Here is a 26,819-nt window from a genome sequence, read left to right as displayed (position 1 = left end):
AAAATTAACTGATTGGTGCAATACCAGGATTATTGGCAACCCCTTTAATGATGGGTTCATTTAGCTTCTTGGGCTTAATCAATTTGGCCTCTTTTAAATGCCTAGACATCAAATCCCAGATGGGTTCTGAATTTGAGCTTCTCGTCTCTTCGCTCACCGGGGCCCATCCAGCAACTCGATAACTTTTATCTGCGTCAATAAGAGAGCCGTTTAGCCTCATCTCAGAAATACGCTTACCCACGGTGGCATTTGGATCAATGGTGTATTGCAAACCACCGACCCGAACCATATCGCCGCCCTGCTGATAATAAGGATCTGGGTTAAATAAATTATCGGCAACGTCTTCCAGAATAGTCTTGATATTTTCACCGGTCATATTAGAGACCGTTGTATATGGGTAGGTGATGGCCGTCTGATCCATCAAATGCTCCATCGTGATTGCTTGTCCAGGCAATAAAGATGTGCCCCATCTAAAGCCTGGCGAGAATGCAATCTCGGCATTCTTTTGCGCCATAAGACCATCCAAGATAACCTGATCAAAACTGCCATTGAAATTTCCACGGCGATATAAAAGGTCATCAGTCACCGCAAGCTTCTCACTTAGGCGCCCTTCGTAGGGTTTACGAATTTGGGTAATATGCTGACTCATTTGTGGATCAGGCGCAATCAGATTGGAAAATACTGGAAGCAACTTATAGCGAAAATCTACTACCTTATTGCCTTTGACATCAAAATCCAAAACACCCAAAAATTTACCGTTTGATCCTGCATTCGTGACCAGCGTAATGCCGCCAGCATTCTTCACCTTTACAGGTACCGGCACACCATCATGAGTATGGCCACCTAAAATAGCATCTAAGCCCCTCACTCTGGAAGCTAACTTGAGATCAACGTCCATGCCATTATGGGAAAGCAGGACAACAGCCTTGGCCCCTTTTTGACGAACTTGATCAATTGTTTTTTGGAGGTTCTGTTCTTGAATGCCAAAGGTCCAATTTGGCGTGAAGTATCTTGGGTTTGCTACCGGTGTGTATGGAAAGGCTTGACCAATAATGCCTATCGGCACACCATTCATCTCCCGAATGACGTAGGGTGCGAATACTTCATCACCGAAATCAGTGGTGGTAATGTTCTGAGCGACAAAAGAAATCTTGTTTTGAAAATCTTTCTGAACAATCTCCATTACGCGCTTCTCGCCTAATGTCATCTCCCAGTGAGCTGTCATGACATCAACGCCAAGAGTTAAGGCCGCATCCACCATGTCTTGACCTTGTGTCCAAAGCGCTGTTGCGGAACCCTGCCATGTATCGCCGCCATCCAATAAAAGAGCACCGGGTCTTGATACCTTCAATTGCTTAATCAATGACGATAGATGAGCAAATCCACCCATTTGCCCATATTGATGAGCGGCAGCTGTGAAATCTAAATAAGTAAATGCGTGGGCATCACGTGTGCCAGAAGCAATTCTGTTGGCCTTCAGAAAATAATCGCCAACCAGATGAGGTATCTTACCTGCCTGCGGACCTACGCCAATATTGACATTAGGCTCACGAAAATAAACTGGGAGAAGTTGGGCATGACAGTCGGTAAAGTGCAATAGGTGCACATTACCAAATCTTGGCAAATCGTAAAAAGAGTGCGCCTTTGCTTGTGCAGAGGCCCATTCCGAATGTAAGCTCATGCCACCGACTGAAGCAATAGCTAAAGCCTGAATAAACTCCCTACGATTTAGCGACATAACGAGCGTCTACTGATTAACAGGAGACTGTGGGTCCAATAGTAGAGCCATCACATCTTGCATTTGCTCTTGCGTGAGCAATTTGAAATGGCCAAAACGTGGCATATTGCTGCAGGCGTTATAAGCCTTGGAGTTATTAATGCGATTCCAGGTATACACCAATACTTCTTGAGAATAGCCACGATTTTTACCGTAATTCCAAAGGCTCGGGCCAATATTGCCATATGAAATCTCTTTTTTATTGATTTCATGGCAGTTATAGCAACCACCACCATTCACGGTATCTGCTTTATCCGTCCAGGTGGCACCACGTCCACTTTGCGCAATAGCCTCTCCACTCTTCCAATCACCAATATATTTACCATCAGTTGGTTGCATGATGGATGCCATATTGATTTTCTGAATCTCAATAGCTTTAGCGGCACCCTGCTTGGTATTAATTTGTTTTGGATCAGAGCAAAACTTTTGGGTTTCATCTTGCCTAATACGATCAAGGCCAGCAATACCCTCAGCCCTAAAGCCTTCAGACATCATTTTTTGAAATTTAGTATCAAAACTGGTTTGAGCTATAACGAATGAGTTAAGGCCCGCCAACAATACAAAAGATAAAAATAATTTTGTTCTCATGTCGTTCCCCTTAACGTTTCAAACCAGGGGTTTGCATCGTACCGCCGTTAGCATTGACTGCCATATACATTGAGACTGCTGTCAGTAAATCAGAGCCATATATAGGGAATGGGAAACGTTGCTGGCGATAGCAGTCATTCAAACGCAGGCCCATCGTCCAAAACTGACCGCTCGATACGCGATACGCCGGCCATGAGCCCCAACCTGCAGCAGCCCCAGCTTGGCTAGTTAAGTTCGGAAGATCTTGCAAGCGGATTCTCTTGCCGTCAGATCCATGGCATGTAGCGCAAGAGAAATCCATTGGCCCGCCTTGGAAATAAAAAGCACGCTTACCCAGTTCATAAGCTTCTTTTTCTTTGGGATGCTTTGTGCTTACTTTAATTTTTTGATCTTTAGATGCCGTTACTACATAAGCAACAAGTGCATCCATATCCTTCTTGAGGTCTTTTTGAAATGGCGCACCAATGATCTCTTGTGCAGAAATACCCTGCAATGTAGACATGCAGGTAATAAGGCGAGACTCTAAATCCTGTACTTTATTAGTATCAGCAAAATATCTCGGGAGTTGAGCTGAAGCCCCTTTGATAACGCCAGGACCAAGACCTAAGTTGCATTTCTCAAGCGTTGCATTTTTCGGCCCTGCCGGCTTCTTCCATAATTCCGCCCCAGCATCTTCGTATAACTCAGATGGATTTCCATCAGCAATCATCTGACGATACTTAGCGATTTCATCAGCTGTTGATTGAGCAAATACAGTAGTAGCGCCAATTAAGATGCCACTAGCAACAACAAACTTCACAAAGAGCCGGGACTTGATTTGCATACTATTATGAAACCGTAGCTTCATCAGAGCGCTTATCGCCCTTGGTGTCAACCCAGCTCACAACTAACTTGTCACCCTTAGATCCTTTGTATTTGAAGTTCAAAAAGGGATCCTTAGAGATCGCTGAACCGAAGTTTGCTGCAAATACTTCTTTGCCCTGAGCTTTTACTGACACTGTAGAAATAAACCACGCTGGAATCAATTTGCCAGAGGCATCCTTACGTTGACCAGATTCCATATCATGCTTCATCAAAATTTTGACATCCACAGTTCCATTTGATTCGGCAGCCCGAATGCGCATTGGATCACCCATCGTATTTCCTTTATCTTCTTTGTCTTTTTATCTTATTAAATGATTGCGTACTTTTTGAGACGGCTTATTAGCCGCCGCAACCACCCAAAGTCACTTTGATTTCTTTAACGGCCATCATCCACTTTCCATCTGCCTTCACTAAAGCATAAACATTAGATGTCTGCGCCATTTTGATGCGGGTAGTGACAAAAGGCTCTGTGCCTGAGGGAATAAAAAATTCTGCCGCCAATGGACTTGGGTTTTTCTCAACCAAGATAGCAAATTGATTTGCCTTTAAGTTAGTAGTAATACCGACGGGTACAACAGCGCCATTTTCAGCGATATCCGGTGCGTTAATTACCACTGCACCAGACTTGTCAGGAGTGCCCGCACCCAAAGCCTTAAATACCTCATCGAGACTTTTGCCCTCAAAGGCCGCTTTATTCCACTCTTCAGCTTGAGCAGTTGTGATTAAACCTGCTGATGCCATAAGCCCAAATACCGTCGTATATTTCAATAGATCGCGACGTTGTTGATTCATATCAATCCCTTTGAAAACCTTAAACCAAGTCAGTAAAAAATGCTGCAAACCTCTACTTTAAAGGGGATTTCCCATTCTGTCGCAAACCTAATATGCCCAGAGCCCAATCCAAGCAAAGATAGGCGAAAATAGGAGGATTACTCACCCAAAGGCAATTAGATCCGATGTTTGACCTAGAGGCGCTTATCCTCTCATTGAAGCTAGCCATCTGGACCCTGGTCCTGATACTTCCCTTTGGGATTTGGGTAGCCCACAAGCTTCAAAAAATGGGCAAAGGGCGCTCTTGGATTGAGGCATTACTTGCCCTGCCCTTGGTTCTACCGCCTACTGTCTTGGGTTACTACCTTCTTGTGGGTCTAGGTGGAAAGAGTTTCTTTGGAATTCCACTAGTATTTTCTTTTACTGGCATCCTGATAGCCTCCCTCATTGTTAATTTGCCATTTGCCATTCAGCCCATACAAAGAGCGTTTGAGGCAATTCAACCTGAAATCTTGGAAGCAGCACAAGTTAGCGGCTTGTCTCATTGGCAAATATTTCGCCTCATCGAATTGCCTTTGGCTTGGCGAGGCATCACCAGCGCTGCTGTTCTCACCTTTGCACATACCCTAGGTGAATTTGGTGTGATCCTCATGGTCGGCGGCGCAATACCAGGTGAAACCAAAACGGTATCGATTGCCATCTATGACAAAGTACAAAGTTTTGATACGTCTGGCGCTGGAATCCTATCTTTGATATTACTTGGCACCTCGCTAGTTGCAATTGCACTCTCATATGGCATCTTTAGTCGCTATCCATCACGTTCTAAGAGATGGGCTAGTTGATGCTTAAGGTAAAACTCTTTCAGACCATCCCCAATCCATTGCAACTCAATATTGAGTGCATCCCTGGGGAACTGCATGCCTTAGTAGGCCCATCAGGTAGCGGCAAGACAACTGCCTTGCGTACCATTGCTGGCCTAAACGATGCTCACACTGGAAAAATTGAATGCAATGACCAGTTATGGTTTGAGGCAAACGAAATTAGTGGGGTTAGTACATCTCTGAGCCCTGCTGAGCGCTCCTGTGGATTTTTATTTCAGCAATACGCACTCTTTCCGCACCTTACTGCGCTTGAGAATGTATGCATTCCTTTATACAACTCAGTACCAAGATTGGGTGATCGTAAAAAATTAGCTCAACAATGGTTAGAGCGTATGGGTATAGGCGAGCTCGCAAATCGTATGCCTAACCAACTCTCAGGTGGTCAACAACAGCGGGTTGCCCTAGCTAGAGCATTAGCACGATCTCCGAAAATTCTCTTGCTTGATGAGCCATTCTCAGCCATTGATGCGCCAACGCGCCAGGGTCTATACAAAACACTTGCTGAACTACGTAAAGATTTAAATATTCCAATTCTGCTGGTAACCCATGATCTACGTGAAGCAGATTTATTGGCCGACCGAATTACTGTGATCGATCAAGGCGTCGGCCTGCAAACCGCCCCTCCTCAAGTCTTGTTTGAAAGACCCAGAAACTCTAGAGTTGCAGAACTTGTTGGTATCAGCAATAAGTTTGAAGGCATCTTCTCATCAGGAAAACTCATTTGGGATGGGTGTGAGCGCGTCTTTGATGTGATTGATAAAGGCAAGATACCCCCCAACACTCCTGTTGCTTGGGTAATTCCTGCTGAAGGCTTAAGTCTGCATGCAGAAGCTAGTAAGTTAACAATGCAGGCAAGTGTTGAACACATCAGCGCCTTAGGTCAAATAGCCGTGATTCAACTTCGCACTGTAGACGGTAACCATGTCATTACCTGGGAAGCTTCCGCAGCGGAGGTGAAGCGCTTAGGCTTAGAGTCAGGAAAAGTGACTCATCTTGAAATGAATGGCAGCAAGATTCACATCATGCCATTGCGCCCCATCAATGATCCAAGGCGCTTTAGTAATTAATTTAGATTAACTAAGGCAATCTCTTTAAAGCCGCTTTTGGGCAACCATACCCAATAATGCAGACATGCCGGTATGTCTTGGGCCTTCACAGAGCTCTTGCTCATATGATCGAAGCTCTAAAATCTTGAAATCTTTAGTTAGATCGCGAATCAACTCTTCGGTATAAAGATGTTCAATTAAAGAGGGGCCACCGGTTTTGTATTCCAACTGCTTAGGTGTATAGCCTTGCAGAATAAAGATTCCACCTGGCTTAAGTGATTGATAAGTTTGCTGAAAAATACGCTCCCGCATTGCCGGATCAGCAAACTGAATAAAGATTCCAATAACTGCATCATAAGTATTTGCAGGCCATGCGTAGCTATCGGTGTCGGAGAATAAATACTCAACTGCAACTTGGTTGTCTTTTGCAAATTGATTTGCTTTGGCTAGGGCAATATCAGAGGCATCAAAGCCAACAACTTGCATGCCTTGTTTAGCTAGCCAAACCCCATTGCGCCCTTCACCATCAGCTATGCAAAGAACTTTGTCATTTAGCTTGAGATATTGATGGGTCTTCTCGACCAGATATTCGTTAGGCTCTTTTCCGAAAATGAACTCTTTCTTATCGAAGCGCTCATTCCAGAATTGAGTAGCATCTGCAAAACCCATGGGCTTATCTTGGTGTACTTGTTTACTTTTTGAGTCCGCCAACCAGATCAGTCTTTAGGTCATTGATGTTCTCAAGGCCAACGGCAATGCGCACCAAGCCATCAGAGATACCCGCAGCTTTGCGAGCTTCTGGACTGACACGGCAATGAGTCGTAGTCGCTGGATGCGTAATGGTTGTGCGAGTATCACCCAAGTTTGCAGTGATTGAGCATAGCTTGGTTTGATTAATAAGTTTGAATGCAGACTTCTTACCGCCCTTTAAGGTGAAAGACAGAATTGCACCGCCCTCTTTTTGTTGACGCATTGCTAATGCATGCTGAGGATGTGATTTGAGGCCAGGATGATAAACACGCTCAATGCCAGGTTGTTTTTCCAACCATTGCGCAAGAGCCAAAGCATTCTGGCTCTGTTGCTTCATACGAAGCTCTAGCGTCTCAAGTCCTTTGAGGAAAACCCAAGCATTAAAGGCAGACAATGTAGGTCCTGCAGTACGAACGTATGGGAATACTTTGCCCATGACAAAGTCATTACTACCAACAATTGCGCCACCCACCACTCTACCCTGGCCATCTAAATACTTGGTTGCTGAATGTATGACAACGTCAGCACCTAAAGCCAATGGTTTTTGTAAGGCAGGAGTGCAAAAGCAGTTATCCACTGCAAATAAGGCGCCTGCTTTTTTAGCAATCTTTGAGATCGCTTTGATATCCGCGATCTCAGTTAATGGATTGGATGGCGTCTCCAAATAGAACAATTTGGTGTTTGGCTGAACGGCAGCCTGCCAGGACTTGGTATCTGCCAAGTCAACATATGTTGTTGTAATTCCGAAGCGACCGAGAATATTGGTGAACAACTGAATCGTTGCACCAAACACTGAGCGGGAGCAAACCACATGATCACCAGCCTGCAAATGCGCCATCGCCATTGTCAAAATCGCTGACATGCCAGATGCAGTAGCAATACAAGCTTCCCCACCTTCCAATGCAGCCAAGCGATCTTGGAACATGCTCACTGTTGGATTGGTAAAGCGTGAATAGATAAAACCTTGATCGGCATGTGCAAAACCATCGGCCGCCAACTCAGCGCTATCAAAACAGAAACTAGAGGTGAGGAACAGCGCCTCTGAATGCTCCTGATATTCGGCGGTGCGACGTGTACCAGCGCGAACCGCTAAGGTCTCTAGCGCTAGCTTAGAAAAATCGGGTTTTTTGCGGGTAGTTTTGCTCTTCATGTTGCTATTTTGACACCGAATTGAAGAATTGCCTCTAGTGAGGCAATTTCCTGTCGCTTTTTAGTCTTCGGTAGCCAAATGCAGATGCAACTGAGAGCGTGCAAAGTCGCTGGAATCGCGTTGACGATCTGCCTTGGCAGCAGATGAATTGCGTTGCGCTTCCAAAGCATCCAAATAGGAGTCATTAATGTCGCCAGTGATGTAATTGCCATCAAAGCAAGAGGCTTCAAAGTTCTTGATATTCGGATTGATATCTCTTACGGCTTGCTTCATATCTTCGACGCTCTGATAGATGAGTTGGTCTGCGCCAATCATCTTATTAATCTCTTCATCAGTACGACCATAAGCAACTAACTCGCTACGCGTAGGCATATCAATGCCATAGACGTTCGGGAAGCGCACAGGAGGCGCTGCAGAAGCAAAGATCACCTTCTTAGCTCCTGACTCACGCGCCATTTGCACAATCTCAAATGAGGTGGTGCCACGAACAATAGAGTCATCCACAATTAAAACAGTCTTGTCTTTAAATTCAATGCGCATAGCATTGAGCTTCTGACGAACAGACTTCTTGCGCACTGCTTGACCAGGCATGATGAAGGTGCGACCAATGTAACGGTTCTTAAAAAAGCCTTCGCGATAATCAACGCCCAATTTTTTAGCCACTTGCATTGCTGCAGGACGGCTTGAATCCGGAATCGGCATGACTACATCGATCTCATCAACGTTTGTCTCTTTGCGAATCTTATCCGCCAAGTAATCCCCCATGCGCATGCGTACGTTGTAAACGGTAACGCCATCAATCGTGGAGTCTGGGCGAGCCATGTAAACGTATTCGAAGATACAAGGTGTGAGCACAGCATTCGGTACGCATTGACGAGCATAGAAGTTACCATCAAGATCAATATAGATAGCTTCACCAGGGTTCACATCACGCACAAAGGTAAACCCAAGACCTTCTAAGGCAACAGACTCGGAGGCCACCATCCATTCAGGACCTTGTGGTGTGTCAATACGGCCAATACACAGAGGACGAATACCAAACGGATCACGGAAGGCTAATAAGCCATAGCCAGCAATCAAAGAGACCACTGCATACGAACCTTTAACACGACTGGTAACTCCAGTAACTGCATTAAACATTGCGCCCTCATCTAAGGCAGTGCTATTGGTTTCTTTTTGAAGCTCGTCAGCTAGAACGTTTAACAGTACTTCAGTGTCAGAGCTGGTATTAATATGACGACGATCACGGTAAGCCATCTCTACACGTAAGCTTGGTGCATTGGTAAGGTTGCCGTTATGCGCCAAGATAATTCCGTATGGAGCGCTCACGTAAAAGGGCTGTGCCTCTTCTTCACTGCTTGCTGAGCCAGCAGTTGGATAGCGAACTTGGCCAATACCTGCGCTACCAACCAAACTGCGCATATTACGGGTTCTAAAGACGTCTCGTACTAAGCCATTGGCTTTATGCATTGTGAACGAATTACCGTTCATCGTCGCAATACCGGCTGCATCCTGGCCGCGATGTTGTAAGAGCAACAACGCATCATAGAGAAGTTGATTCACTGGTGAGTGGGAAACGGTTCCGACGACGCCGCACATATCTCTAGATTCCTATTGTTAATTTAGGAGTAATGGTAGGGGTAACTTTAGGCATCGCATCACTCAACTGCTTTGCCCAATCGGCTGGCAACCAACCTTTAATTAATCCAGTAGCCATATCAACTGCTGGTCTGGTGATAGCATTTTTCCAAGCCATACTTTGGGGTATCGGAGTTAAAGCAGCCAAGGTAGCCAGCACCACCACAATCAAGCCACCACGCAACAATCCAAAGACTAGGCCCAAGAATCGATCTGTCAAGCTCAAACCAGCTGACAAAATAATCTTTTGTACTACTCCGCCAAACAAACCGCAAATAACCAGTGTTAATACAAATAGGATTAGCCAACTGAGACCAAGGCTAAGCAATTCATCCAGATGGAAGGTGGATATCCATTCAGTAGAAAGATAGCTACTGTAGTGATAAGCCACCCAGGCAGCTACAAACCAAGATGCAAGTGCAAGCACTTCTTTAAATAAACCTCGAGAAATACCCACCAAGGCAGACACCAAGAGCACAACTAGGGTGAAGTAATCCACCGATGTTAGCTTTAAGGTGGATAAGTATTCCATTACTGTTTACCAGTCTCAACGAGTCTTGGTGAGAGACCCATCGCCTTAATTTTTTTTTCGGCTGCTTCGGCAGCATCTTTATCTGTGTAAGGACCGGCACGCACTAGGAATATCTTGCCGTTATCCGCACCTGTTTTATTTAGAACAAAACTGGGAATCTTTTGGTTTTTCAATCTAGCTACCAAAGCCTTGACATTATCCTCGGATGCAAAGGCGCCGATCTGAATAACGTACTTGCCGGAGCTATTAGCGACAAGATTAGTCTTAGCAACATCATCCGCTTTAGGTTTTGCACTTGAGGCCGCCACCACTTCTTCCCCAGCAGCCAAACCAAGCGCAGGAGTCTTGCTTGGTGCGGGCTTCGCTTCTACTTTAGGTTCTGGCTTAGGCTCTGATTTTGCTTCTGCCTTCACTTCAGGCGAAGGTGTAAGCACTTTAGGAGCTTCTACAGGCGCCTCTACTTTTGGTTTATCTTCTGCCTTCACTTCAGGTTTTGTTTCTGTTCCTGGAATTGGCAGACTTGTCACGATATTAACGGCGATATCATTAGGAGCAGTCTTGGGTCTGCTATCAAGAATACGCGGGAGGCCAACGACAGCGATGAGGATTAGCACTGCAGCGCCAATTAAGCGATGGCGTGCACGTTGTTGCTCTGGATCTTCGGTAAGAGCAAGCTCTTCTGCTTCAGCTGCGCGTTGAAAACTGCGAGGAGCAACCCGTTTAGAAGTGTGACGACCTACCGGACCTAAATCAAGGTCATCAGTCTGAGTTTTTCGCTTAAAAAAGCTCGGTAAACGAATCATGGATCAATGCGCCTGGTTGTTTCGATAAGCCATTACGCCTGCAACGGTATAGAAGGATCCGAAGGTCACAATTCTATCACCCTCACCAGCCTGAGAAAGCGCTTTTTGATACGCTAAAGTAGGGTTTTCGAAGATTTCAATACCCCCATCTGACCCATTTTTAGGCCTCACCCCCATAACTTCTAGCTTCTCAGCCAACGCCTTTGCGGTAGCTGCCCTTGGGGTTGGCAAATCGGTGCAAAACCAGAAATCCACAATATTTAAAAGGGGTTTAATCACTCCCTCAATATCCTTATCGGCCATAGCCCCAAAAATGGCATAGGTATAGGGGTGATAGCCCATTTTTTCCAGACCTTGGCCCAAGGTAGCGGCAGCATGGGGATTATGTGCCACATCCAAGACCACTGTAGGCTGGCCAGGTAGAACCTGAAAGCGCCCTGGCAATTCAACCAAGGCAAAGCCATTACGAATATCTTGCGCGCTCACAGGCAAACGCTGATGTAATGCCATTAAGGCAGCAATCACCGCCGAAGCATTCAGAATCTGATTCGCGCCACGCAATGCGGGATAACCAAGGCCACTAAAGCGCTTATTACGTCCCGCCCAACCCCACTGCTGTTTATCGCCCTGAAAGTTGTAATCACGACCCTGCAACCAAAGATCACAGCCTAACTTTTCTGCGTAATCAATTAAGGATTGTGGCGGCACTGGGTCTCCGCACACAGCAATGTGCCGAGGGCGAAAGATACCAGCTTTTTCCAAGCCAATCGCTTCACGCGTGCCACCTAAGAAATCCGCATGATCAATATCGATGCTAGTGACGATTGCGCAATCTGCATCGACAATATTGACAGCATCCAAACGACCACCCATCCCAACTTCCAATACCACTGCATCTAAATTCGATTTAGCGAACAAATGCATGATTGCCAAAGTGGTGAACTCAAAATACGTTAGCGTTGGTGCGTCAACCAAACTGACACGAGCATTTTCTACGGCAGCAAAATGTTCTAGCAAGAGCGCATCTTTTACTTCTTCACCATTCACGCGCGCACGCTCATTAAAGCTGAGCAAGTGTGGCGATGTATGACAACCGACTCGATAACCAGAAGCCAACAAAATACTTTCAAGATAAGCGCAGGTGGAGCCTTTGCCGTTAGTACCGGCAACACTGATTACCGGACAATCAAAATGGAGATTTAGCGCGGCCTTGACACGGTTAATTCGATCAAGACCCATATCGATGCCGACAGGGTGCGCCGTTTCGAGGTGGCTGAGCCAAGCCTCGAGGCTAGTAAACAGAATTGGGGCTTGGTGTGCTGTGCTCAAGCGTTTAAACGGCTGAGCTACCCGCAATCGCAGGCTCTGGAAGTTTCTGGAGCAAGGCGAGTAAGCGAGCAATCTCTCCACGCATTTGGCGGCGATCCACAATCATGTCGATACCGCCCTTTTGCATCAAGAACTCAGAACGCTGGAAACCTTCAGGCAATTTTTCACGAACGGTTTGCTCGATCACGCGTGGGCCAGCAAAACCAATCAAAGCCTTTGGCTCAGCCATCACGACATCACCCATAAAGGCGAAGCTGGCTGAGATACCACCCATAGTTGGGTCAGTCAATACGCTGATATAAGGCAAGCCCTTTTTAGAAAGCAAGGTCAACATAGAATTGGTCTTGGCCATTTGGAACAAGGACAGCAAGCTTTCTTGCATCCGGGCGCCACCAGTAGCCGTTACACAAATGAAAGCGCATTTCTTATCAATGGCTTCTTGCACGCCACGCGCAAAACGCTCACCCACTACAGAACCCATAGAGCCGCCCATGTATTGAAACTCAAAGCAAGCAGCAACTACCGGAATGGTCTCAATTTTTCCACCCATCACGATCAAGGCTTCTGTTTCGCCTGAAGCATCATTCGCTTCTTTAATACGATCAGGATATTTTTTTGAATCTTTAAACTTCAGCGGATCGGTTGGATAGATATCAGCACCGATTTCATAACGACCTTTTGGATCGAGCAAATTGTCTAAGCGCTGACGCGCACCAATGCGCATGTGATGACTGCATTTGGGACAAACGGAAAGGTTTGCTTCGATGTCGGTGCTGTAGAGAACCGTCTCACAACTTGGGCACTTAACCCATAATCCTTCTGGTACCGATTTGCGGTTCGCAGGATCAGTATGTTGAATTTGGGGTGGGAGTAATTTATCTATCCAGCTCATTAGTTTTAACTATCCAATGCGTCGCGAATCTCACGAATGAAGTTTTCCAATGATTGTACTGCCTGCCCTGGGGGCGCATCCTCCAAAAGACGAATAATTCGACTGCCTATCACCACCGCATCAGCGCTAGTAGAGACCGCTTTAGCGCTAGCAGCATCGCTAATACCAAAGCCTACCGCGATCGGAATATCAGTCTCCTCGCGGATTTTAGGGATGATGCTGGCCACATCCTGAGTGTTGAGGTGGGATGCGCCAGTCACCCCGCGCATGGATACGTAGTAAATATAACCAGAAGCAATTTTGGCTGCTTCTTTAATGCGCTCGTGTGATGAAGTTGGTGCTAACAAGAAAATGGGATCAATTCCAGCAACACGCATACGTGCTGCAAAATCAACGCACTCTTCCGGCGGGTAATCGACTACCAATACACCATCAACCCCCGCTGCTTTTGCTTCGGTTGCAAAACGCTCTGCACCCATTTGCTCAACAGGATTGGCATAACCCATTAACACTACGGGAGTTGTCGAATCTTTTTTACGAAACTCTTTGACCATCTCCAAGCAGGAATGCAAAGTGACGCCATGCGTCAATGCACGCTCTGATGATCTTTGAATCACAGGACCATCAGCCATCGGATCAGAGAACGGTACACCTAACTCAATCACACTTGAGCCGCCACGCACCAATGCATGCATCAACTCAACCGTCATTTTTGGATCAGGGTCACCTGCAGTAATAAAAGGAATCAATCCCTTTTTGCCAGTTGCTTTTAATTCTTTAAAGAGTGCAGTAATTTTGGACATACTATTTCGTTTTTCTATTCTTATTTTTCTTATTGCTTTTCTTTGGCCTAGCCTTCTGATCCTGTTGCTTGGGCAACAGTATGCATATCCTTATCACCGCGACCAGACAGGTTTACCAAGATGGTCTTGTCTTTTGGTAGGGTCTTAGCAAGCTTGCAGGCATAGGCAATCGCATGAGAAGACTCCAGCGCTGGAATGATGCCCTCAATTTGACAGCAATCATGGAACGCTTTTAAGGCTTCCTCGTCAGTAATCGCAACGTAGTCAGCACGACCAGAGTCTTTTAGCCATGCATGTTCAGGACCAACACCTGGATAGTCCATACCAGCAGAAACGGAATGGGTTTCAGAGATCTGACCATTTTCATCTTGCAAGAGGTATGTACGGTTGCCATGCAATACGCCAGGCTTACCAACGCACAGTGCGGCAGAATGCAATCCACTACCAAGGCCATGACCTGCTGCTTCAACGCCAACCAATTTCACTTCCGGAAAATCAATATATGGGTAGAAAATACCCATGGCATTTGAGCCACCACCAACACATGCTAATACGTAGTCAGGTTGACGACCTGTCATCTCTGGCATTTGTACTTTGCACTCTTCACCAATCACGCTTTGAAAATCACGCACCATCATTGGATATGGATGAGGTCCTGCAACTGTACCGATAATGTAGAAAGTGTTGTCTACGTTGGTTACCCAATCGCGCATGGCTTCATTGAGGGCATCTTTTAAGGTCTTCGTGCCAGACTCCACTGGAACAACCTTTGCACCCAAAAGCTTCATGCGAAAAACGTTCTGTGCTTGGCGGGCTACATCCACTGAACCTTGATAAACCGTACAGTCCAAACCAAAACGCGCGCAGATCGTTGCCGTAGCAACACCGTGCTGCCCTGCTCCGGTCTCAGCGATGATGCGAGGCTTACCCATGCGCTTGGCAAGCATTGCTTGACCAATCACATTATTAATCTTGTGGGCACCCGTGTGGTTTAAGTCTTCACGCTTGAGGTAGATCTGTGCACCGCCGAGCATTTCGCTCCAACGCTTGGCGTGATAAACCGGTGAAGGACGGCCAACGAAATGTTTGAGCTCGTAATGAAACTCTTCAATGAACTCTGGATCGTATTGATATTTTGCATAGGCCTCTTTGAGTTCTTCCAATGCATACATCAACGTCTCAGAAACAAACACACCGCCGTAAGGACCGAAGTGTCCTCGTGCATCTGGCTTGTCGTACATAGCTACCTCTTTTGATTTATCTACAGCAAATTATTGGGATGATGCTTTGGCATCTGCTGCGCGCACTGCTTTAACAAATTCATCCATGAGCGCAGAATCTTTAACACCCCTGCTGCTTTCTACGCCACTACTGACGTCAACTGCGCAAGGATGCAGGCGTGCAATTGCCTCGCCCACGTTGTGCGTGTTCAATCCACCACTCAAAACGACCCGAGGCGCGTTTTCGCTTACCCATGTCTGTGGAATTCCTTGCCAATCAAAAGGGACGCCTCCGCCACCGTATCCCTCCACGAGGGCATCCAGCAGAAAAGCGTTTGCATCCCTGTATTGTAGGGAAAAATCGTCAAAAGCGAAGCCTGCACCTACACGTGCAGCCTTCATCCATGGCTCGCCTTGGGCTAATTGGGCGCATCTTTGGGGGATCTCATCCCCATGAAACTGCCATAAAGTGATCGAAGCAGCGGCACGAATAGCAGCAAACTCCTCATCTGTGGCGTTTACAACTAATCCAACCGCATCTACCCCGGCTGGCAACCTAGAAATTAGCTTGGCAGCGATATTAGGGCTAACCGCCCGAACACTGGGTGGATAAAAGACAAAGCCCACCGCATCCACACCAGCCGAAACGGCCGCATCAATGTCTGCTGAGGTCTTTAAACCGCAGATTTTGACCCGGGTTCGCCCCGGAGAATATGTCAGTAAGCCCATAAATGAATGATAAGGCCTTAAGCCTAGGTCCGAATGATCTCGGAAGGGATCCAGGAGTTTGCTAACCAGGGCGCCGGAATAGCAAATTGCTCTGGATAGGCGATTTTGGCTAAATACAGGCCATCAGGCATGAATGTTGGTGCAGCGAGCTTGCGGTCCTTGGCAGCCAATAATTGCGCCATCCACTCAGGGTTTTGCCTTCCTCGTCCGATCTGCAAAAAGCAACCAACGAGATTGCGCACCATGTGATGCAAAAATGCATTGCCTCTCATTCGGAAATAAAGCCATGGCTCATCTGAGATGATGTCAATCGTATACATCGTTTTCACTGGCGTCTTGCTTTGACACTCAGAAGACCGAAATGAAGAAAAATCATGTTCGCCAATCAGGCACTGTGCGGCCTGCCTCATGGTATCCACATCGAACCATTGATTGGGTGGTAGCAATACATAGCCTGCGCGCTCATTCATCAGTGGCGAGCGACACGGTCCCGCATGCAAGGCATAAATATATGTGCGCTCAAATGCGGAGAAGCGTGCACTAAATTCTTCGGGAACGACTTTTGCCCAGTTAACAACAATTGAGCCAGGCAAAAAAGAATTGACACCCCTTACCCAAGAAAAATCTTCGCGCTCTACATGGGTATCGAAATGAACAACCTGCCCTAGAGCATGAACCCCTGCATCAGTTCTGCCAGCAGTAATCGTATGGACGGGATGCTTGATAGCTTCCTCGCCAATAAAAGCGGTAATCGCTTTTTCTAATTCTGCTTGAACAGTATTTTGATTGTGCTGAACTTGCCAGCCAGCATAGGGACTACCGTCGTATTGGAGACCGAGCGCTATTCGCATCGCTCACTCCTAGGCATTGCGGTGCGAGAGCTCCGCTAGTAAGCCCTGAGCTTCAATGGTGATTGCTGGATCAACTGAATTGCTTACACGCAAGACTTCTTCTAAAGATTTCTTGGCCGCTGAAAAATCTTCAATCGTGATATAGGCACGCGCGAGGTTGAGTTTCACGCGCAATGTGTCTGCTAATGGATTACCATCTGCTGTTGGAATAAATTTTGCAACTTCAATTGGAACTTCTTTAGCCGGTTTCGAGAGATCAAGGTCAATGCCAGCAAAAAGCGCCTTAGTACGCTCAGGAATTTCTAATGCAGGAGATGCAGCCACCTTAGTAGTTACCGGACCATTAGCTTCAAATGAGGGCGCCTCTGAACGACGGGCGTTGCGTGCCAATCCCCACAACAGAAGCCCCGTTAATCCAATCAAGCCAATTGCCAAGATTGCCGGACCAAAACCACCTAAGCCAAAATTATTTTCAACTGCTTTTTTCTCTTTCGATTTTTCCAAGAGGCTTTGCAAGTCAGCAATATTCTTTTCAAGCTCTGCAACTCTGGCTTTAGCTTGTTCTAATTCTTTTTCTTGAGCCACCAAGTTTTCGGTATAGCGACGCTCTTGCTCATTGCCCTCAGCGCTAGAACCAATCTTTAAGCGATCTTTGGCAGCAGATTCAGCTGATTTAGTTTCTCCTGATTTAGAACCTTCGGAACGGGATCCCTTAGCATCCTGCTCAGAGCGCCACTGTTCATTAGCGTCAGCTACAAACTGATTTGCTTCGGCTGGACTGATAGAGCGCAAGAGTGCTTGACTGGGTTTATTAAGCTCCGCTCCTGCCGCTAAGCGATTAATACTGCCACTTGCAAAGGCATCTGGGTTTGCCTTATATAAAGCCATAATGGTTTGATCAAGGGTTGCACCCTCTAGTTGAGGAGCCATCAGTGCAGCAATCTCAGATAGTGTCTCACCAGGCTTCACAACAACCTTTTGCGCATCACCAACCAATAATGTAAAGGTTTTGGTAATGCTGCCACTAGACCAATTGAGAGTAACCAAGAGATCCAAGAATGGATCGTCAGTCATCGGCACAGAATTAACAGTCTCTACTAAGACCATGAGTTGCTCAGCGCGATTACGATAGACCATCGCCTGCGGATTGAGATCCAGAATCTTTTGTGAAACGCCCAATCGCTCGTAGGACCCTTTGCTTGGTAAGGAAACCTTTAGAGACTCTAGTGCACTCTTCTCGTCCGCAGTAATGCGGATCGGTATTTCTACACGTAGTGGCTCGCCAGGGCGTGACTGTAGTTGAGGTGAACCTAGCGATACCGCCCAAGCTGTGCATGCCCAACTTAGCCAGACAAAGCAAAGTACTTTTAAGAAGCAAAGTTGGGTAGAACGTGACATTAGTGGTTTTTAGTGCTCGAGCAAGATGCGCAACATACGGCGTAATGGCTCAGCAGCACCCCATAGCAATTGATCGCCAACGGTAAATGCGCCAAGGTACTCAGGACCCATCGCCAATTTATGTAAACGACCGATCGGTACTGTCAAAGTGCCACTCACCGCTGCAGGAGATAAATCACGCTCTGTAGTTTCGCGATCATTAGGGACTACTTTGACCCACTGGTTGTCATTGGCTAAGATGGTTTCAATTTCCTTAAGAGGAATATCTTTCTTGAGCTTCACTGTCAAACCTTGTGAGTGGCAGCGCATTGCGCCAACACGAACACACAATCCATCAATTGGAATACTGCCAGGTGTGCGGAATGCAGGACGTCCCAAGATCTTATTAAACTCAGCGCCACCCTTCCACTCTTCTTTGGTTTGACCATTTTCAACCGGCACATCAATCCACGGAATCAAGCTACCAGCTAAAGCAGTGTTGCGGAAATTCTTTTTCGGAAAATCAGCTGAACGTAATGTCTCAGTCACTTTACGATCAATATCCAAGATCCATGATGATGGGTCTGCCAACTCTGTAGCTACGCTGTCACGCAAGGCACTCATTTGCAAAAGTAACTCACGCATATTCTGTGCACCAGCACCAGAAGCTGCTTGATAGGTCATGGCGCTAATCCATTCAACCATGTCAGCCTTCACCAAGCCACCCATGGCCATCATCATCAAACTGACTGTGCAATTACTACCAATCCAGTTTTTGCCACCAGCAGCCAATGCTTTATCAATCACCGGGCGATTGACCGGATCAAGAACCAATACGGCATCTTCTTTCATGCGCAATGCGCTAGCAGCATCAATCCAGTGGCCAGCCCAACCCGCAACGCGCAGCTTAGGGAAGATCTCATTGGTATAGTCACCGCCCTGACAAGTCAAAATAATGTCGCAACGGGACAATGCCTTGACGTCATTGGCATCTTGCAAAGTGCTTTCACTCTTGGTGACTTTTTTGCCGTTCAGCAAAGGCACTTCACCACCTGCTTGGCTAGTGCTGAAGAAAACGGGCTCGATGAGATCAAAGTCTTTCTCGGCGAGCATGCGTTCCATCAGAACGCTACCAACCATACCGCGCCAGCCAACTAAACCTACCAATGGTGTCTTTGTATTTGCCATGATTTAACTATCTAGTGAATTTATGTTCTGTATTTGCATCTGTTATTTAAGCGAGTGCTGCAACTACTGCATCACCCATTTGTACGGTAGATACCTTTTGAGTACCTTCGGTATAAATATCAGCAGTACGCAATCCTTGCGCCAGCACTTTCTGCACAGCTTTTTCAATTCGATCTGCCTCAAGAGCCATTCCCAAGGAATAACGCAACATCATTGCAGCAGACAGAATGGTTGCCAAAGGATTCGCAACCCCTTTGCCAGCAATGTCTGGTGCAGATCCATGACTTGGCTCATATAAGCCTTTGTTGTTCTTATCCAATGAGGCTGAAGGTAGCATTCCAATTGAGCCGGTCAACATAGCTGCTTCATCAGACAAAATATCGCCAAAGAGATTACCAGTTACAACCACGTCAAAGGCTTTGGGCGCTTTAACCAATTGCATTGCGGCGTTATCTACATACATATGGGATAACTCCACGTCTGGATAGTCTTTGGAAACCCGAATCATCACCTCACGCCATAGCTGTGAAGTCTCTAATACGTTGGCTTTATCGACGCTGCACACTTTTTTTCCGCGCTTGAGAGCTGCTTCAAAGGCAACCCGTCCAATACGCTCTACTTCTGGCTCACTGTAGTGCATGGTGTCATAACCTTCGCGCGCACCTTTGAATAATGGCAACTCTGAAGTCCGAATACCACGTGGTTGTCCAAAGTAAATATCACCGTTGAGCTCACGCACGATCAAAATATCCAACCCACCAATAATTTCAGGCTTTAAGCTTGAAGCCGCTGTGAGTTCTGGATAGCAAATCGCTGGTCTGAAGTTAGCAAATAACTCTAAGTGTTTACGCAACCCTAAGATCGCTTGCTCAGGACGAAGTTCACGAGCAAGCGTGTCATATTTCCAGTCACCAACAGCACCAAATAAAATCGCATCTGCTTTTTTGGCCAACTCTAAAGTTGCTGGTGGCAAAGGATGGCCAGCCACGTCATAAGCAGCTCCACCGACAGGGGCTTCCTCTAGGTCAAACTTTGGGCCTAACGCTTGAAGTACGCGAACGGCTTGAGCAACGATTTCCGGGCCGATCCCATCGCCCGGGAGAACTGCAATTTTCATGAAAGGCCTTTAAATCTACAAAATTACGGCAATTGAGTTGCAAGCCAAGGCATCTTGAGGATGCGCTCAGCTTCATAAGCCTTAATTTTATCTGCATGGCGCAGAGTTAAGCCAATATCGTCCAGACCATTGAGGAGGCAATACTTCCTAAATGGGGCTACATCGAAGCTATAAGCGGTGCCATCGGGGGTGATGACCTGCTGTGCCTCCAGGTCAATAGTCAACTGATAGCCATTAAATGCCATGGTTTCATTGAAAAGGTGGTCAACCTGAATTTCCGTCAAAACGATCGGTAAAAGGCCGTTTTTGAAACAGTTGTTGTAGAAAATGTCAGCAAAACTCGGAGCAATTACCGCTCTAAAGCCAAACTGATCCAATGCCCAAGGGGCATGTTCACGGGAACTTCCGCAACCAAAATTTTTGCGGGCCAAAAGAATGCCGGCACCTTTATAGCGAGGCTGATTCAGCACGAAGTCAGGATTAATTGGGCGATTACTGCAATCTTGACCAGGCTCGCCATGATCTAAGTAACGCCATTCATCAAATAAGTTTTGACCAAAACCTGTCTTCTTAATCGACTTCAAAAACTGTTTTGGGATGATGGCGTCGGTATCCACGTTCTCACGATTTAACGGAGCAACCAAACCTTTGTATACCGTAAATTTTTCCATGATTCTGCTTTGACTCTAAATGTACTGTTGGTTTACTTCACAGGAGTAACGACAACGTCCTTACCCTTCGTTTGAGATTGATTCTGCTGAGTTGAATTTGCACCAGATCCGCCCATCGCATTACCCATGGTTTGCAAATCTTTTCCCATACCCTCCATAGTGCTAGTGCATGCAGAAATAATCAAACCTGCAATAGCAACAAGGGCTAATCTAGAAATCAATGAGACTGAAGAAAATTTCATCTTGCTTACCTTTATGAAATCTTGCGAATGTCAACAAAGTGACCTTCAATTGCAGCAGCAGCTGCCATTGCTGGACTCACCAAATGGGTACGACCGCCATTACCTTGGCGACCTTCAAAGTTCCGGTTAGAAGTGGACGCACAACGCTCACCAGGCTCTAAGCGATCAGCATTCATCGCCAAACACATGGAGCAACCAGGCTCACGCCATTCAAAGCCAGCGGCCTTAAAAATGCGATCTAAACCTTCACGCTCAGCTTGGGCTTTTACCAAACCAGAGCCAGGTACTACTAATGCCAACTTCACATTAGCTGCTACCTTTTTACCAATGCGATCGACCACTTTGGCAGCAGCACGAATATCTTCAATCCGACTATTTGTACATGAGCCAATAAATACTTTGTCTACAGAGATACTACTCAGCGGTGTATTTGGAATGAGATTCATATACTCCAAAGCACGCTCCATAGCTGAACGTTTATTTGGATCGCGCTCTTTTTCTGGATCAGGAACACGGTCACTGATCGAAAGCACCATCTCAGGAGATGTTCCCCAAGTTACTTGTGGCGCAATTTCTTCTGCGCGCAATTCGACTACAGCATCAAACTTCGCGTCCGCATCAGAATGCAAGGTTCTCCAGTACTGCATTGCTTGCAATAGTGCTGGGCCTTTCGGTGCATATGGACGACCTTGAATGTATTCAATTGTGGTTTCATCAACTGCGACTAAGCCAGAACGTGCGCCCGCTTCAATCGCCATGTTGCAGAGGGTCATGCGACCTTCCATAGATAAATTACGAATCGCTTCACCAGCAAACTCAATGGTGTAACCCGTTCCGCCTGCAGTTCCAATCTTGCCGATGACCGCTAAGACAATATCTTTTGCAGTAGAACCTGGCTGCAAACGACCGTCTACGCGTACCAACATATTTTTGCTCTTTTTCATGAGCAATGTTTGGGTTGCTAGAACATGCTCAACTTCCGATGTTCCAATACCAAAAGCCAAAGCACCGAAAGCACCGTGTGTGCTGGTATGCGAATCACCACAAACCACAGTCATACCAGGCAAGGTCGCACCCTGCTCTGGTCCGATGACGTGAACAATCCCTTGGCGGGTATCGTTCATCTTGTATTGCGTAATACCAAATGCATCACAGTTTTGATCCAAGGTATCAACTTGCAACTTAGAAATCGGGTCAGTGATGCCTTGGGAACGATCCGTCGTTGGAACGTTGTGATCGGAAACCGCTAAGTTGGCAGAGATGCGCCATACTGGACGACCAGCCAGATTCAAACCTTCAAATGCCTGAGGGCTGGTTACCTCATGCAGTAATTGACGGTCGATGTAAATCGTGGCTGTGCCATCCTCTTCAGAGTAAACAACGTGGTCATCCCACAATTTGTCATAAAGCGTACGAGACATGAGAGACCTTAAAACCTTTATTTACGAGCGGCAATATTAGGAACCTTGCGTGAAGTTTCGCCAACATACAACTGACGTGGACGTCCAATCTTGTACTCAGGATCGGTAATCATTTCTTCCCACTGCGCAATCCAACCCACTGTTCTTGCCAATGCAAAGATACAAGTGAACATTTCTGTTGGAATGCCAAGCGCGCGCTGAACGATACCAGAGTAGAAGTCTACGTTTGGATAGAGTTTACGGCTAACGAAGTATTCGTCTTCCAAAGCAATCTTTTCAAGTGTCATTGCCAATTTAAACAATGGATCATCTTGCAGACCAAGTTCGTTCAATACTTCATAGCAAGTTTCACGCATGAGTTTTGCGCGTGGATCAAAGTTCTTATAGACGCGGTGACCAAAGCCCATTAAGCGAACACTAGAGTTCTTATCTTTGACTTGAGCGATGAACTCACCAATTTTCTCCACTCCTCCATTTGCTTGGATTTGATTCAACATATCTAAGCAAGCTTCGTTTGCACCACCGTGGGCTGGCCCCCAAAGGCAAGCGATACCAGCTGAGATAGCCGCAAATGGGTTTGTGCCAGAGGAGCCACACAAACGCACCGTTGAAGTAGAGGCGTTTTGTTCATGATCAGCATGCAATATGAAGATGCGATCCAATGCGCGAACCAATACTGGATTCACTTTGTATGGCTCACACGGTGTTGCAAACATCATGCGCATAAAGTTTGCGGTGTATGACAAAGAGTTATCGGGATAGATAAATGGTTGTCCGACGGAATACTTGTAAGACATTGCTACCAAGGTAGGCATCTTCGCAATTAAGCGTATTTGCGCTACTTCACGAGCATGTGGATCGCTGTAATCAATTTCATCGTGGTAAAAAGCAGCCATTGCGCCAATTAAGCCTGTCAATACAGACATTGGATGTGCATCACGACGGAAGCCACGCAAGAAGAATTGCATTTGCTCATGAACCATGGTGTGGTGCATGACCATATTTTCAAAATCTTTTTTCTCAGTCGCGTTTGGTAACTCGCCATTGATCAAGAGATAGCAAGTTTCCAAGAAGTCGCAGTTATGCGCTAAGTCTTCAATGGGATAGCCACGATAGAGCAACTCACCCTTATCACCATCGATGTAGGTAATTTTGCTATTGCATGAGGCAGTAGAAAGGAAACCGGAGTCATAAGTGAACTTACCAGTCTGACCATAGAGCTTACGAATATCGATTACATCAGGACCGACTGTCCCTTTGTAAATTGGCAGATCAATATCTGGTGTTCCATCCGAAAACGAGAGTTTTGCCTTGATGTCCGATTCAATCATTTCTAATCCTTAGTCATTCAAAATTATGATTAATACACTATTCGATCACACGCTTACACCACTAATGCACCAAAAGATGGAATTACTTTTCTCTTAGCTTTTGTAAAACTGTTTTAAAAGAGTCAGACTCCATCTCCTTTTCATGCCCTACCACTGAATCCCTACGACCAATCAACAAATCCATCAGGTCGTTGTCATCTAGCGCCAATAGCTGACTTAATACTTTTCCATCTTCTACGCTTAACTGAGCACCGTAACGCTCAAAGAAACGTTGCAGAATTAAATCGTTCTCTAGTAAGCCCCTGCGAGCATCACTCTTTAAACGATATAGTTCTGCGTTGCCGAGGGTCATACTGCCCTACGAACCATCAGCTCCTTGATCTTGCCAATCGCCTTCGTTGGGTTCAAATGCTTAGGACATACATCCACGCAATTCATGATGGTATGGCAACGGAACAAACGGTACGGATCTTCTAAGTTGTCCAAGCGTTGATTGGTTTCTTCGTCGCGGCTATCAGCAATAAAACGATAGGCCTGCAATAAACCGGCTGGGCCAACAAACTTATCAGGGTTCCACCAGAATGATGGGCATGAAGTGGAGCAAGATGCGCACAAGATGCACTCATACAAGCCATTCAACTCTTCACGCTCTTCAGGACTCTGGAGACGCTCTTTTTCTGGAGGTGGATTGTCATTCACCAAGTAAGGCTTGATAGACAGGTATTGTTTGAAGAACAAAGTCATGTCAACGATCAAATCACGCACGACTGGTAAGCCAGGTAGCGGACGCAATGTGATGACCTTAGGCAATGTCAACATATTAGTCAAGCAAGCCAAGCCATTTTTACCGTTGATGTTCATCGCATCTGAACCGCAGACACCTTCACGGCATGAACGACGATAAGAAATCGTTTCGTCTTGTTTCTTCAAAGAAATCAACGCATCTAACAACATACGTTCGCCAGTCAGTTCTAACTCATAGCGCTGCATGCGAGGAGCTGCATCGACATCTGGATCGTAGCGGTAAATTTCAAATATACGGATATCACTCATTCTCTATCTCTCTTACTTAGAAAGTACGTTCTTTTGGAGGAACTGAATCAACAGTCAATGGCTTCAGTTGAACTGGTTTGTAGTCCAAGCGGTTGCCTTCGCTATACCAAAGCGTGTGCTTCATCCAGTTGTCGTCATCACGATGTGGGTGATCGTCGTGTGAGTGAGCACCACGACTTTCTTTGCGAGCTGCCGCAGAAATCATGGTTGCATTTGCAGTCTCAACCAAGTTAGCAACTTCCAAAGCTTCAATACGTGCGGTATTGAAAATTTCAGACTTATCTTTAACCCACAAATTCTTCGCGCGCTCTGTCAACTTAGCCATTTGACGAACACCTTCGTCCATCAACTCTTGATTGCGGAACACACCAGCGTATTTCTGCATGCACTTACGAATATCGTTTGCAACGTCTTGTGCGTATTCACCAGAAGAAGAGCTATCCAACTTTGCAATACGCTCCAAGGTTTGCTGACCAGCATTCGCAGGTAACTTCTTGAACTCACGGTTCTTCAAGTTCAAACCAACGATGTGGTTGCCTGCTGCACGACCGAATACCAAAAGGTCGAGCAATGAGTTAGTACCTAAGCGGTTTGCACCGTGTACAGAAACGCATGAGCACTCACCAATCGCGTACAAACCATTAACAATTTCATTAGGCTTGCCATTTGCAGGCACAACTACTTGACCATTGATGTTGGTAGGAATGCCACCCATCTGATAGTGAATAGTTGGCACTACTGGAATTGGCTCTTTGGTTACGTCAACGTTCGCAAAGTTTATGCCGATTTCATACACAGAGGGCAAACGCTTCATGATCGTATCGGCACCAATGTGTGTCAGATCGAGCACCACATAGTCACCGTTAGGACCGCAACCGCGCCCTTCTTTAATCTCTTGGTCCATTGAGCGTGATACGAAATCGCGTGGAGCCAAATCCTTCAATGTTGGTGCATAACGTTCCATGAAACGCTCGCCATCTTTGTTGCGCAAGATGCCGCCTTCACCGCGACAACCCTCTGTCAACAACACACCGGCACCAGCTACACCAGTTGGGTGGAATTGCCAGAACTCCATGTCCTCCAATGGAATGCCTGCGCGGGCTGCAAGTCCCATGCCGTCACCGGTATTAATAAATGCGTTAGTCGATGCATCCCAAATACGACCTGCACCACCAGTAGCCAACATCACAATCTTGGCTTCCAAGATATAAACCTGGCCAGTTTCCATTTCGAGAGCAGTAACACCAACGACATCGCCCTCATCATCACGGATCAAGTCAAGTGCCAACCACTCCACGAAGAAGTTGGTTTTTGCGCGCACGTTACGTTGATACAAGGTATGCAACATCGCGTGGCCAGTACGGTCTGCTGCAGCACACGCGCGTTGTACTGGCTTCTCGCCATAGTTTGCAGTGTGGCCGCCGAATGGACGCTGATAAATCGTGCCATCTGGGTTACGGTCAAACGGCATACCAAAATGCTCTAACTCGTAAACCACTTTTGGGGCTTCACGACACATGAACTCGATCACGTCCTGGTCACCCAACCAGTCAGATCCTTTGATCGTGTCATAAAAGTGATAGTGCCAATTGTCTTCACTCATGTTACCCAATGAAGCGCCAATACCACCCTGCGCTGCAACTGTATGTGAACGGGTTGGGAATACTTTAGTTAATACAGCAACATTCAAGCCAGCTTCAGCCAACTGCAATGAAGCACGCATACCTGAACCACCCGCACCAACAATCACCGCATCAAAACGGCGGCGTGGCAATGATTTTTGAATCGCAGTCAT

General features: G+C 46.4%; 28 protein-coding genes. 2 read left to right on the top strand and 26 right to left on the bottom strand.

What is annotated here, in order from left to right:
• Positions 1 to 4: 4 nt before the first annotated feature.
• The 5 genes from soxB to soxY form a co-directional block, all read right to left on the bottom strand.
• Entirely contained in the window at positions 5 to 1,738 is a 1,734-nt protein-coding gene (gene soxB, locus A8O14_RS04440) for a thiosulfohydrolase SoxB (RefSeq protein WP_068948425.1), read from the bottom strand.
• A 9-nt stretch (positions 1,739 to 1,747) separates the two neighbouring features.
• The gene (gene soxX / locus A8O14_RS04435; RefSeq protein WP_068948424.1) at positions 1,748 to 2,365 is read right to left on the bottom strand and encodes a sulfur oxidation c-type cytochrome SoxX; all 618 of its coding nucleotides are present in this window, start codon (positions 2,363 to 2,365) and stop codon (positions 1,748 to 1,750) included.
• Positions 2,366 to 2,375: 10 nt separating this feature from the next.
• Positions 2,376 to 3,188, bottom strand: a complete 813-nt coding sequence (soxA, locus tag A8O14_RS04430; RefSeq protein ID WP_068948423.1) for a sulfur oxidation c-type cytochrome SoxA — start codon at positions 3,186 to 3,188, stop codon at positions 2,376 to 2,378.
• Between the two features lie 4 nt (positions 3,189 to 3,192).
• Positions 3,193 to 3,501 carry a thiosulfate oxidation carrier complex protein SoxZ gene (gene soxZ, locus A8O14_RS04425; protein WP_068948422.1) on the bottom strand — a complete coding sequence of 103 codons (309 nt, stop codon included), beginning with the start codon at positions 3,499 to 3,501 and terminating at the stop codon, positions 3,193 to 3,195.
• A 67-nt stretch (positions 3,502 to 3,568) separates the two neighbouring features.
• Positions 3,569 to 4,021 (bottom strand): thiosulfate oxidation carrier protein SoxY, encoded by a 453-nt coding sequence (gene soxY, locus A8O14_RS04420; RefSeq protein WP_068948421.1) that lies wholly within the window; start codon positions 4,019 to 4,021, stop codon positions 3,569 to 3,571.
• 164 nt (positions 4,022 to 4,185) lie between these two features.
• Between soxY and modB the strand changes: the two genes are divergently transcribed.
• Both modB and A8O14_RS04410 read left to right on the top strand, forming a co-directional pair.
• Positions 4,186 to 4,842, top strand: a complete 657-nt coding sequence (gene modB / locus A8O14_RS04415) for a molybdate ABC transporter permease subunit (protein WP_068948420.1) — start codon at positions 4,186 to 4,188, stop codon at positions 4,840 to 4,842.
• Positions 4,842 to 5,948 carry an ABC transporter ATP-binding protein gene (locus A8O14_RS04410; RefSeq protein WP_068948419.1) on the top strand — a complete coding sequence of 369 codons (1,107 nt, stop codon included), beginning with the start codon at positions 4,842 to 4,844 and terminating at the stop codon, positions 5,946 to 5,948. The genes modB and A8O14_RS04410 overlap by 1 nt, the downstream gene beginning before the upstream one ends.
• 24 nt (positions 5,949 to 5,972) lie before the next feature.
• On the opposite strand, the gene A8O14_RS04405 is transcribed toward A8O14_RS04410, so the two are convergent.
• From A8O14_RS04405 to sdhA, 21 genes are all read right to left on the bottom strand, one after another.
• Positions 5,973 to 6,596 (bottom strand): class I SAM-dependent methyltransferase, encoded by a 624-nt coding sequence (locus A8O14_RS04405; RefSeq protein ID WP_068949709.1) that lies wholly within the window; start codon positions 6,594 to 6,596, stop codon positions 5,973 to 5,975.
• Between the two features lie 22 nt (positions 6,597 to 6,618).
• Positions 6,619 to 7,827 carry an O-succinylhomoserine sulfhydrylase gene (locus A8O14_RS04400; RefSeq protein WP_068948418.1) on the bottom strand — a complete coding sequence of 403 codons (1,209 nt, stop codon included), beginning with the start codon at positions 7,825 to 7,827 and terminating at the stop codon, positions 6,619 to 6,621.
• 60 nt (positions 7,828 to 7,887) lie between these two features.
• Complete coding sequence (gene purF / locus A8O14_RS04395) at positions 7,888 to 9,426, bottom strand: amidophosphoribosyltransferase (protein WP_068948417.1); 1,539 nt, start codon at positions 9,424 to 9,426, stop codon at positions 7,888 to 7,890.
• Positions 9,427 to 9,430: 4 nt separating this feature from the next.
• Positions 9,431 to 9,997 carry a CvpA family protein gene (locus A8O14_RS04390; RefSeq protein ID WP_068948416.1) on the bottom strand — a complete coding sequence of 189 codons (567 nt, stop codon included), beginning with the start codon at positions 9,995 to 9,997 and terminating at the stop codon, positions 9,431 to 9,433.
• Positions 9,997 to 10,800, bottom strand: coding sequence for an SPOR domain-containing protein (locus tag A8O14_RS04385; protein WP_068948415.1), 804 nt, complete (start codon positions 10,798 to 10,800; stop codon positions 9,997 to 9,999). The genes A8O14_RS04390 and A8O14_RS04385 overlap by 1 nt, the downstream gene beginning before the upstream one ends.
• Before the next feature lie 3 nt (positions 10,801 to 10,803).
• A complete protein-coding gene (folC, locus tag A8O14_RS04380; protein ID WP_191904671.1) occupies positions 10,804 to 12,129 on the bottom strand; it encodes a bifunctional tetrahydrofolate synthase/dihydrofolate synthase in 1,326 nt (441 codons plus the stop codon).
• A 4-nt stretch (positions 12,130 to 12,133) separates the two neighbouring features.
• A complete protein-coding gene (accD, locus tag A8O14_RS04375; RefSeq protein ID WP_068948414.1) occupies positions 12,134 to 13,021 on the bottom strand; it encodes an acetyl-CoA carboxylase, carboxyltransferase subunit beta in 888 nt (295 codons plus the stop codon).
• Positions 13,022 to 13,026: 5 nt separating this feature from the next.
• Positions 13,027 to 13,824, bottom strand: a complete 798-nt coding sequence (trpA, locus tag A8O14_RS04370) for a tryptophan synthase subunit alpha (protein ID WP_068948413.1) — start codon at positions 13,822 to 13,824, stop codon at positions 13,027 to 13,029.
• Between the two features lie 47 nt (positions 13,825 to 13,871).
• Positions 13,872 to 15,065, bottom strand: coding sequence for a tryptophan synthase subunit beta (trpB, locus tag A8O14_RS04365; RefSeq protein ID WP_068948412.1), 1,194 nt, complete (start codon positions 15,063 to 15,065; stop codon positions 13,872 to 13,874).
• Positions 15,066 to 15,095: 30 nt separating this feature from the next.
• The gene (locus tag A8O14_RS04360; RefSeq protein WP_068948411.1) at positions 15,096 to 15,773 is read right to left on the bottom strand and encodes a phosphoribosylanthranilate isomerase; all 678 of its coding nucleotides are present in this window, start codon (positions 15,771 to 15,773) and stop codon (positions 15,096 to 15,098) included.
• Between the two features lie 23 nt (positions 15,774 to 15,796).
• Positions 15,797 to 16,624: a tRNA pseudouridine(38-40) synthase TruA gene (truA, locus tag A8O14_RS04355; protein ID WP_068948410.1), complete on the bottom strand. Its 828-nt coding sequence runs from the start codon at positions 16,622 to 16,624 to the stop codon at positions 15,797 to 15,799.
• Between the two features lie 9 nt (positions 16,625 to 16,633).
• Positions 16,634 to 18,022 carry a FimV/HubP family polar landmark protein gene (locus A8O14_RS04350; protein WP_068948409.1) on the bottom strand — a complete coding sequence of 463 codons (1,389 nt, stop codon included), beginning with the start codon at positions 18,020 to 18,022 and terminating at the stop codon, positions 16,634 to 16,636.
• A 9-nt stretch (positions 18,023 to 18,031) separates the two neighbouring features.
• Positions 18,032 to 19,189, bottom strand: a complete 1,158-nt coding sequence (gene asd / locus A8O14_RS04345) for an aspartate-semialdehyde dehydrogenase (RefSeq protein ID WP_068948408.1) — start codon at positions 19,187 to 19,189, stop codon at positions 18,032 to 18,034.
• Positions 19,190 to 19,235: 46 nt separating this feature from the next.
• Positions 19,236 to 20,306, bottom strand: coding sequence for a 3-isopropylmalate dehydrogenase (gene leuB, locus A8O14_RS04340; protein ID WP_068948407.1), 1,071 nt, complete (start codon positions 20,304 to 20,306; stop codon positions 19,236 to 19,238).
• A gap of 23 nt (positions 20,307 to 20,329) precedes the next feature.
• Positions 20,330 to 20,977: a 3-isopropylmalate dehydratase small subunit gene (leuD, locus tag A8O14_RS04335; RefSeq protein ID WP_068948406.1), complete on the bottom strand. Its 648-nt coding sequence runs from the start codon at positions 20,975 to 20,977 to the stop codon at positions 20,330 to 20,332.
• Positions 20,978 to 21,009: 32 nt separating this feature from the next.
• Positions 21,010 to 21,219, bottom strand: a complete 210-nt coding sequence (locus A8O14_RS04330; protein ID WP_068948405.1) for a hypothetical protein — start codon at positions 21,217 to 21,219, stop codon at positions 21,010 to 21,012.
• Between the two features lie 11 nt (positions 21,220 to 21,230).
• Entirely contained in the window at positions 21,231 to 22,640 is a 1,410-nt protein-coding gene (leuC, locus tag A8O14_RS04325) for a 3-isopropylmalate dehydratase large subunit (RefSeq protein ID WP_068948404.1), read from the bottom strand.
• 17 nt (positions 22,641 to 22,657) lie between these two features.
• On the bottom strand, positions 22,658 to 23,971 hold the full coding sequence (gene gltA / locus A8O14_RS04320) for a citrate synthase (protein ID WP_068948403.1): 1,314 nt from the start codon (positions 23,969 to 23,971) through the stop codon (positions 22,658 to 22,660).
• 82 nt (positions 23,972 to 24,053) lie between these two features.
• Positions 24,054 to 24,323, bottom strand: a complete 270-nt coding sequence (locus A8O14_RS04315; RefSeq protein ID WP_068948402.1) for a succinate dehydrogenase assembly factor 2 — start codon at positions 24,321 to 24,323, stop codon at positions 24,054 to 24,056.
• Entirely contained in the window at positions 24,320 to 25,024 is a 705-nt protein-coding gene (locus A8O14_RS04310) for a succinate dehydrogenase iron-sulfur subunit (protein WP_068948401.1), read from the bottom strand. Before A8O14_RS04310 ends, A8O14_RS04315 begins: the two co-directional genes overlap by 4 nt.
• A gap of 16 nt (positions 25,025 to 25,040) precedes the next feature.
• A complete protein-coding gene (sdhA, locus tag A8O14_RS04305; RefSeq protein ID WP_068948400.1) occupies positions 25,041 to 26,819 on the bottom strand; it encodes a succinate dehydrogenase flavoprotein subunit in 1,779 nt (592 codons plus the stop codon).

Origin of the sequence: Polynucleobacter wuianus (assembly GCF_001659725.1) — a bacterium.
GTDB lineage: Bacteria > Pseudomonadota > Gammaproteobacteria > Burkholderiales > Burkholderiaceae > Polynucleobacter > Polynucleobacter wuianus.
This window is presented reverse-complemented; position numbering and strand designations above follow the sequence as displayed.

Bases quoted from the DNA above. Each gene is read 5' to 3' on its own strand.
- soxB (WP_068948425.1), bottom strand. From the start codon at position 1,738: ATGTCGCTAAATCGTAGGGAGTTTATTCAGGCTTTAGCTATTGCTTCA.
- soxX (WP_068948424.1), bottom strand. From the start codon at position 2,365: ATGAGAACAAAATTATTTTTATCTTTTGTATTGTTGGCGGGCCTTAAC.
- soxA (WP_068948423.1), bottom strand. From the start codon at position 3,188: ATGCAAATCAAGTCCCGGCTCTTTGTGAAGTTTGTTGTTGCTAGTGGC.
- soxZ (WP_068948422.1), bottom strand. From the start codon at position 3,501: ATGGGTGATCCAATGCGCATTCGGGCTGCCGAATCAAATGGAACTGTG.
- soxY (WP_068948421.1), bottom strand. From the start codon at position 4,021: ATGAATCAACAACGTCGCGATCTATTGAAATATACGACGGTATTTGGG.
- modB (WP_068948420.1), top strand. From the start codon at position 4,186: ATGTTTGACCTAGAGGCGCTTATCCTCTCATTGAAGCTAGCCATCTGG.
- A8O14_RS04410 (WP_068948419.1), top strand. From the start codon at position 4,842: ATGCTTAAGGTAAAACTCTTTCAGACCATCCCCAATCCATTGCAACTC.
- A8O14_RS04405 (WP_068949709.1), bottom strand. From the start codon at position 6,596: ATGGGTTTTGCAGATGCTACTCAATTCTGGAATGAGCGCTTCGATAAG.
- A8O14_RS04400 (WP_068948418.1), bottom strand. From the start codon at position 7,827: ATGAAGAGCAAAACTACCCGCAAAAAACCCGATTTTTCTAAGCTAGCG.
- purF (WP_068948417.1), bottom strand. From the start codon at position 9,426: ATGTGCGGCGTCGTCGGAACCGTTTCCCACTCACCAGTGAATCAACTT.
- A8O14_RS04390 (WP_068948416.1), bottom strand. From the start codon at position 9,997: ATGGAATACTTATCCACCTTAAAGCTAACATCGGTGGATTACTTCACC.
- A8O14_RS04385 (WP_068948415.1), bottom strand. From the start codon at position 10,800: ATGATTCGTTTACCGAGCTTTTTTAAGCGAAAAACTCAGACTGATGAC.
- accD (WP_068948414.1), bottom strand. From the start codon at position 13,021: ATGAGCTGGATAGATAAATTACTCCCACCCCAAATTCAACATACTGAT.
- trpA (WP_068948413.1), bottom strand. From the start codon at position 13,824: ATGTCCAAAATTACTGCACTCTTTAAAGAATTAAAAGCAACTGGCAAA.
- trpB (WP_068948412.1), bottom strand. From the start codon at position 15,065: ATGTACGACAAGCCAGATGCACGAGGACACTTCGGTCCTTACGGCGGT.
- A8O14_RS04360 (WP_068948411.1), bottom strand. From the start codon at position 15,773: ATGGGCTTACTGACATATTCTCCGGGGCGAACCCGGGTCAAAATCTGC.
- truA (WP_068948410.1), bottom strand. From the start codon at position 16,624: ATGCGAATAGCGCTCGGTCTCCAATACGACGGTAGTCCCTATGCTGGC.
- A8O14_RS04350 (WP_068948409.1), bottom strand. From the start codon at position 18,022: ATGTCACGTTCTACCCAACTTTGCTTCTTAAAAGTACTTTGCTTTGTC.
- asd (WP_068948408.1), bottom strand. From the start codon at position 19,189: ATGGCAAATACAAAGACACCATTGGTAGGTTTAGTTGGCTGGCGCGGT.
- leuB (WP_068948407.1), bottom strand. From the start codon at position 20,306: ATGAAAATTGCAGTTCTCCCGGGCGATGGGATCGGCCCGGAAATCGTT.
- leuD (WP_068948406.1), bottom strand. From the start codon at position 20,977: ATGGAAAAATTTACGGTATACAAAGGTTTGGTTGCTCCGTTAAATCGT.
- A8O14_RS04330 (WP_068948405.1), bottom strand. From the start codon at position 21,219: ATGAAATTTTCTTCAGTCTCATTGATTTCTAGATTAGCCCTTGTTGCT.
- leuC (WP_068948404.1), bottom strand. From the start codon at position 22,640: ATGTCTCGTACGCTTTATGACAAATTGTGGGATGACCACGTTGTTTAC.
- gltA (WP_068948403.1), bottom strand. From the start codon at position 23,971: ATGATTGAATCGGACATCAAGGCAAAACTCTCGTTTTCGGATGGAACA.
- A8O14_RS04315 (WP_068948402.1), bottom strand. From the start codon at position 24,323: ATGACCCTCGGCAACGCAGAACTATATCGTTTAAAGAGTGATGCTCGC.
- A8O14_RS04310 (WP_068948401.1), bottom strand. From the start codon at position 25,024: ATGAGTGATATCCGTATATTTGAAATTTACCGCTACGATCCAGATGTC.
- sdhA (WP_068948400.1), bottom strand. From the start codon at position 26,819: ATGACTGCGATTCAAAAATCATTGCCACGCCGCCGTTTTGATGCGGTG.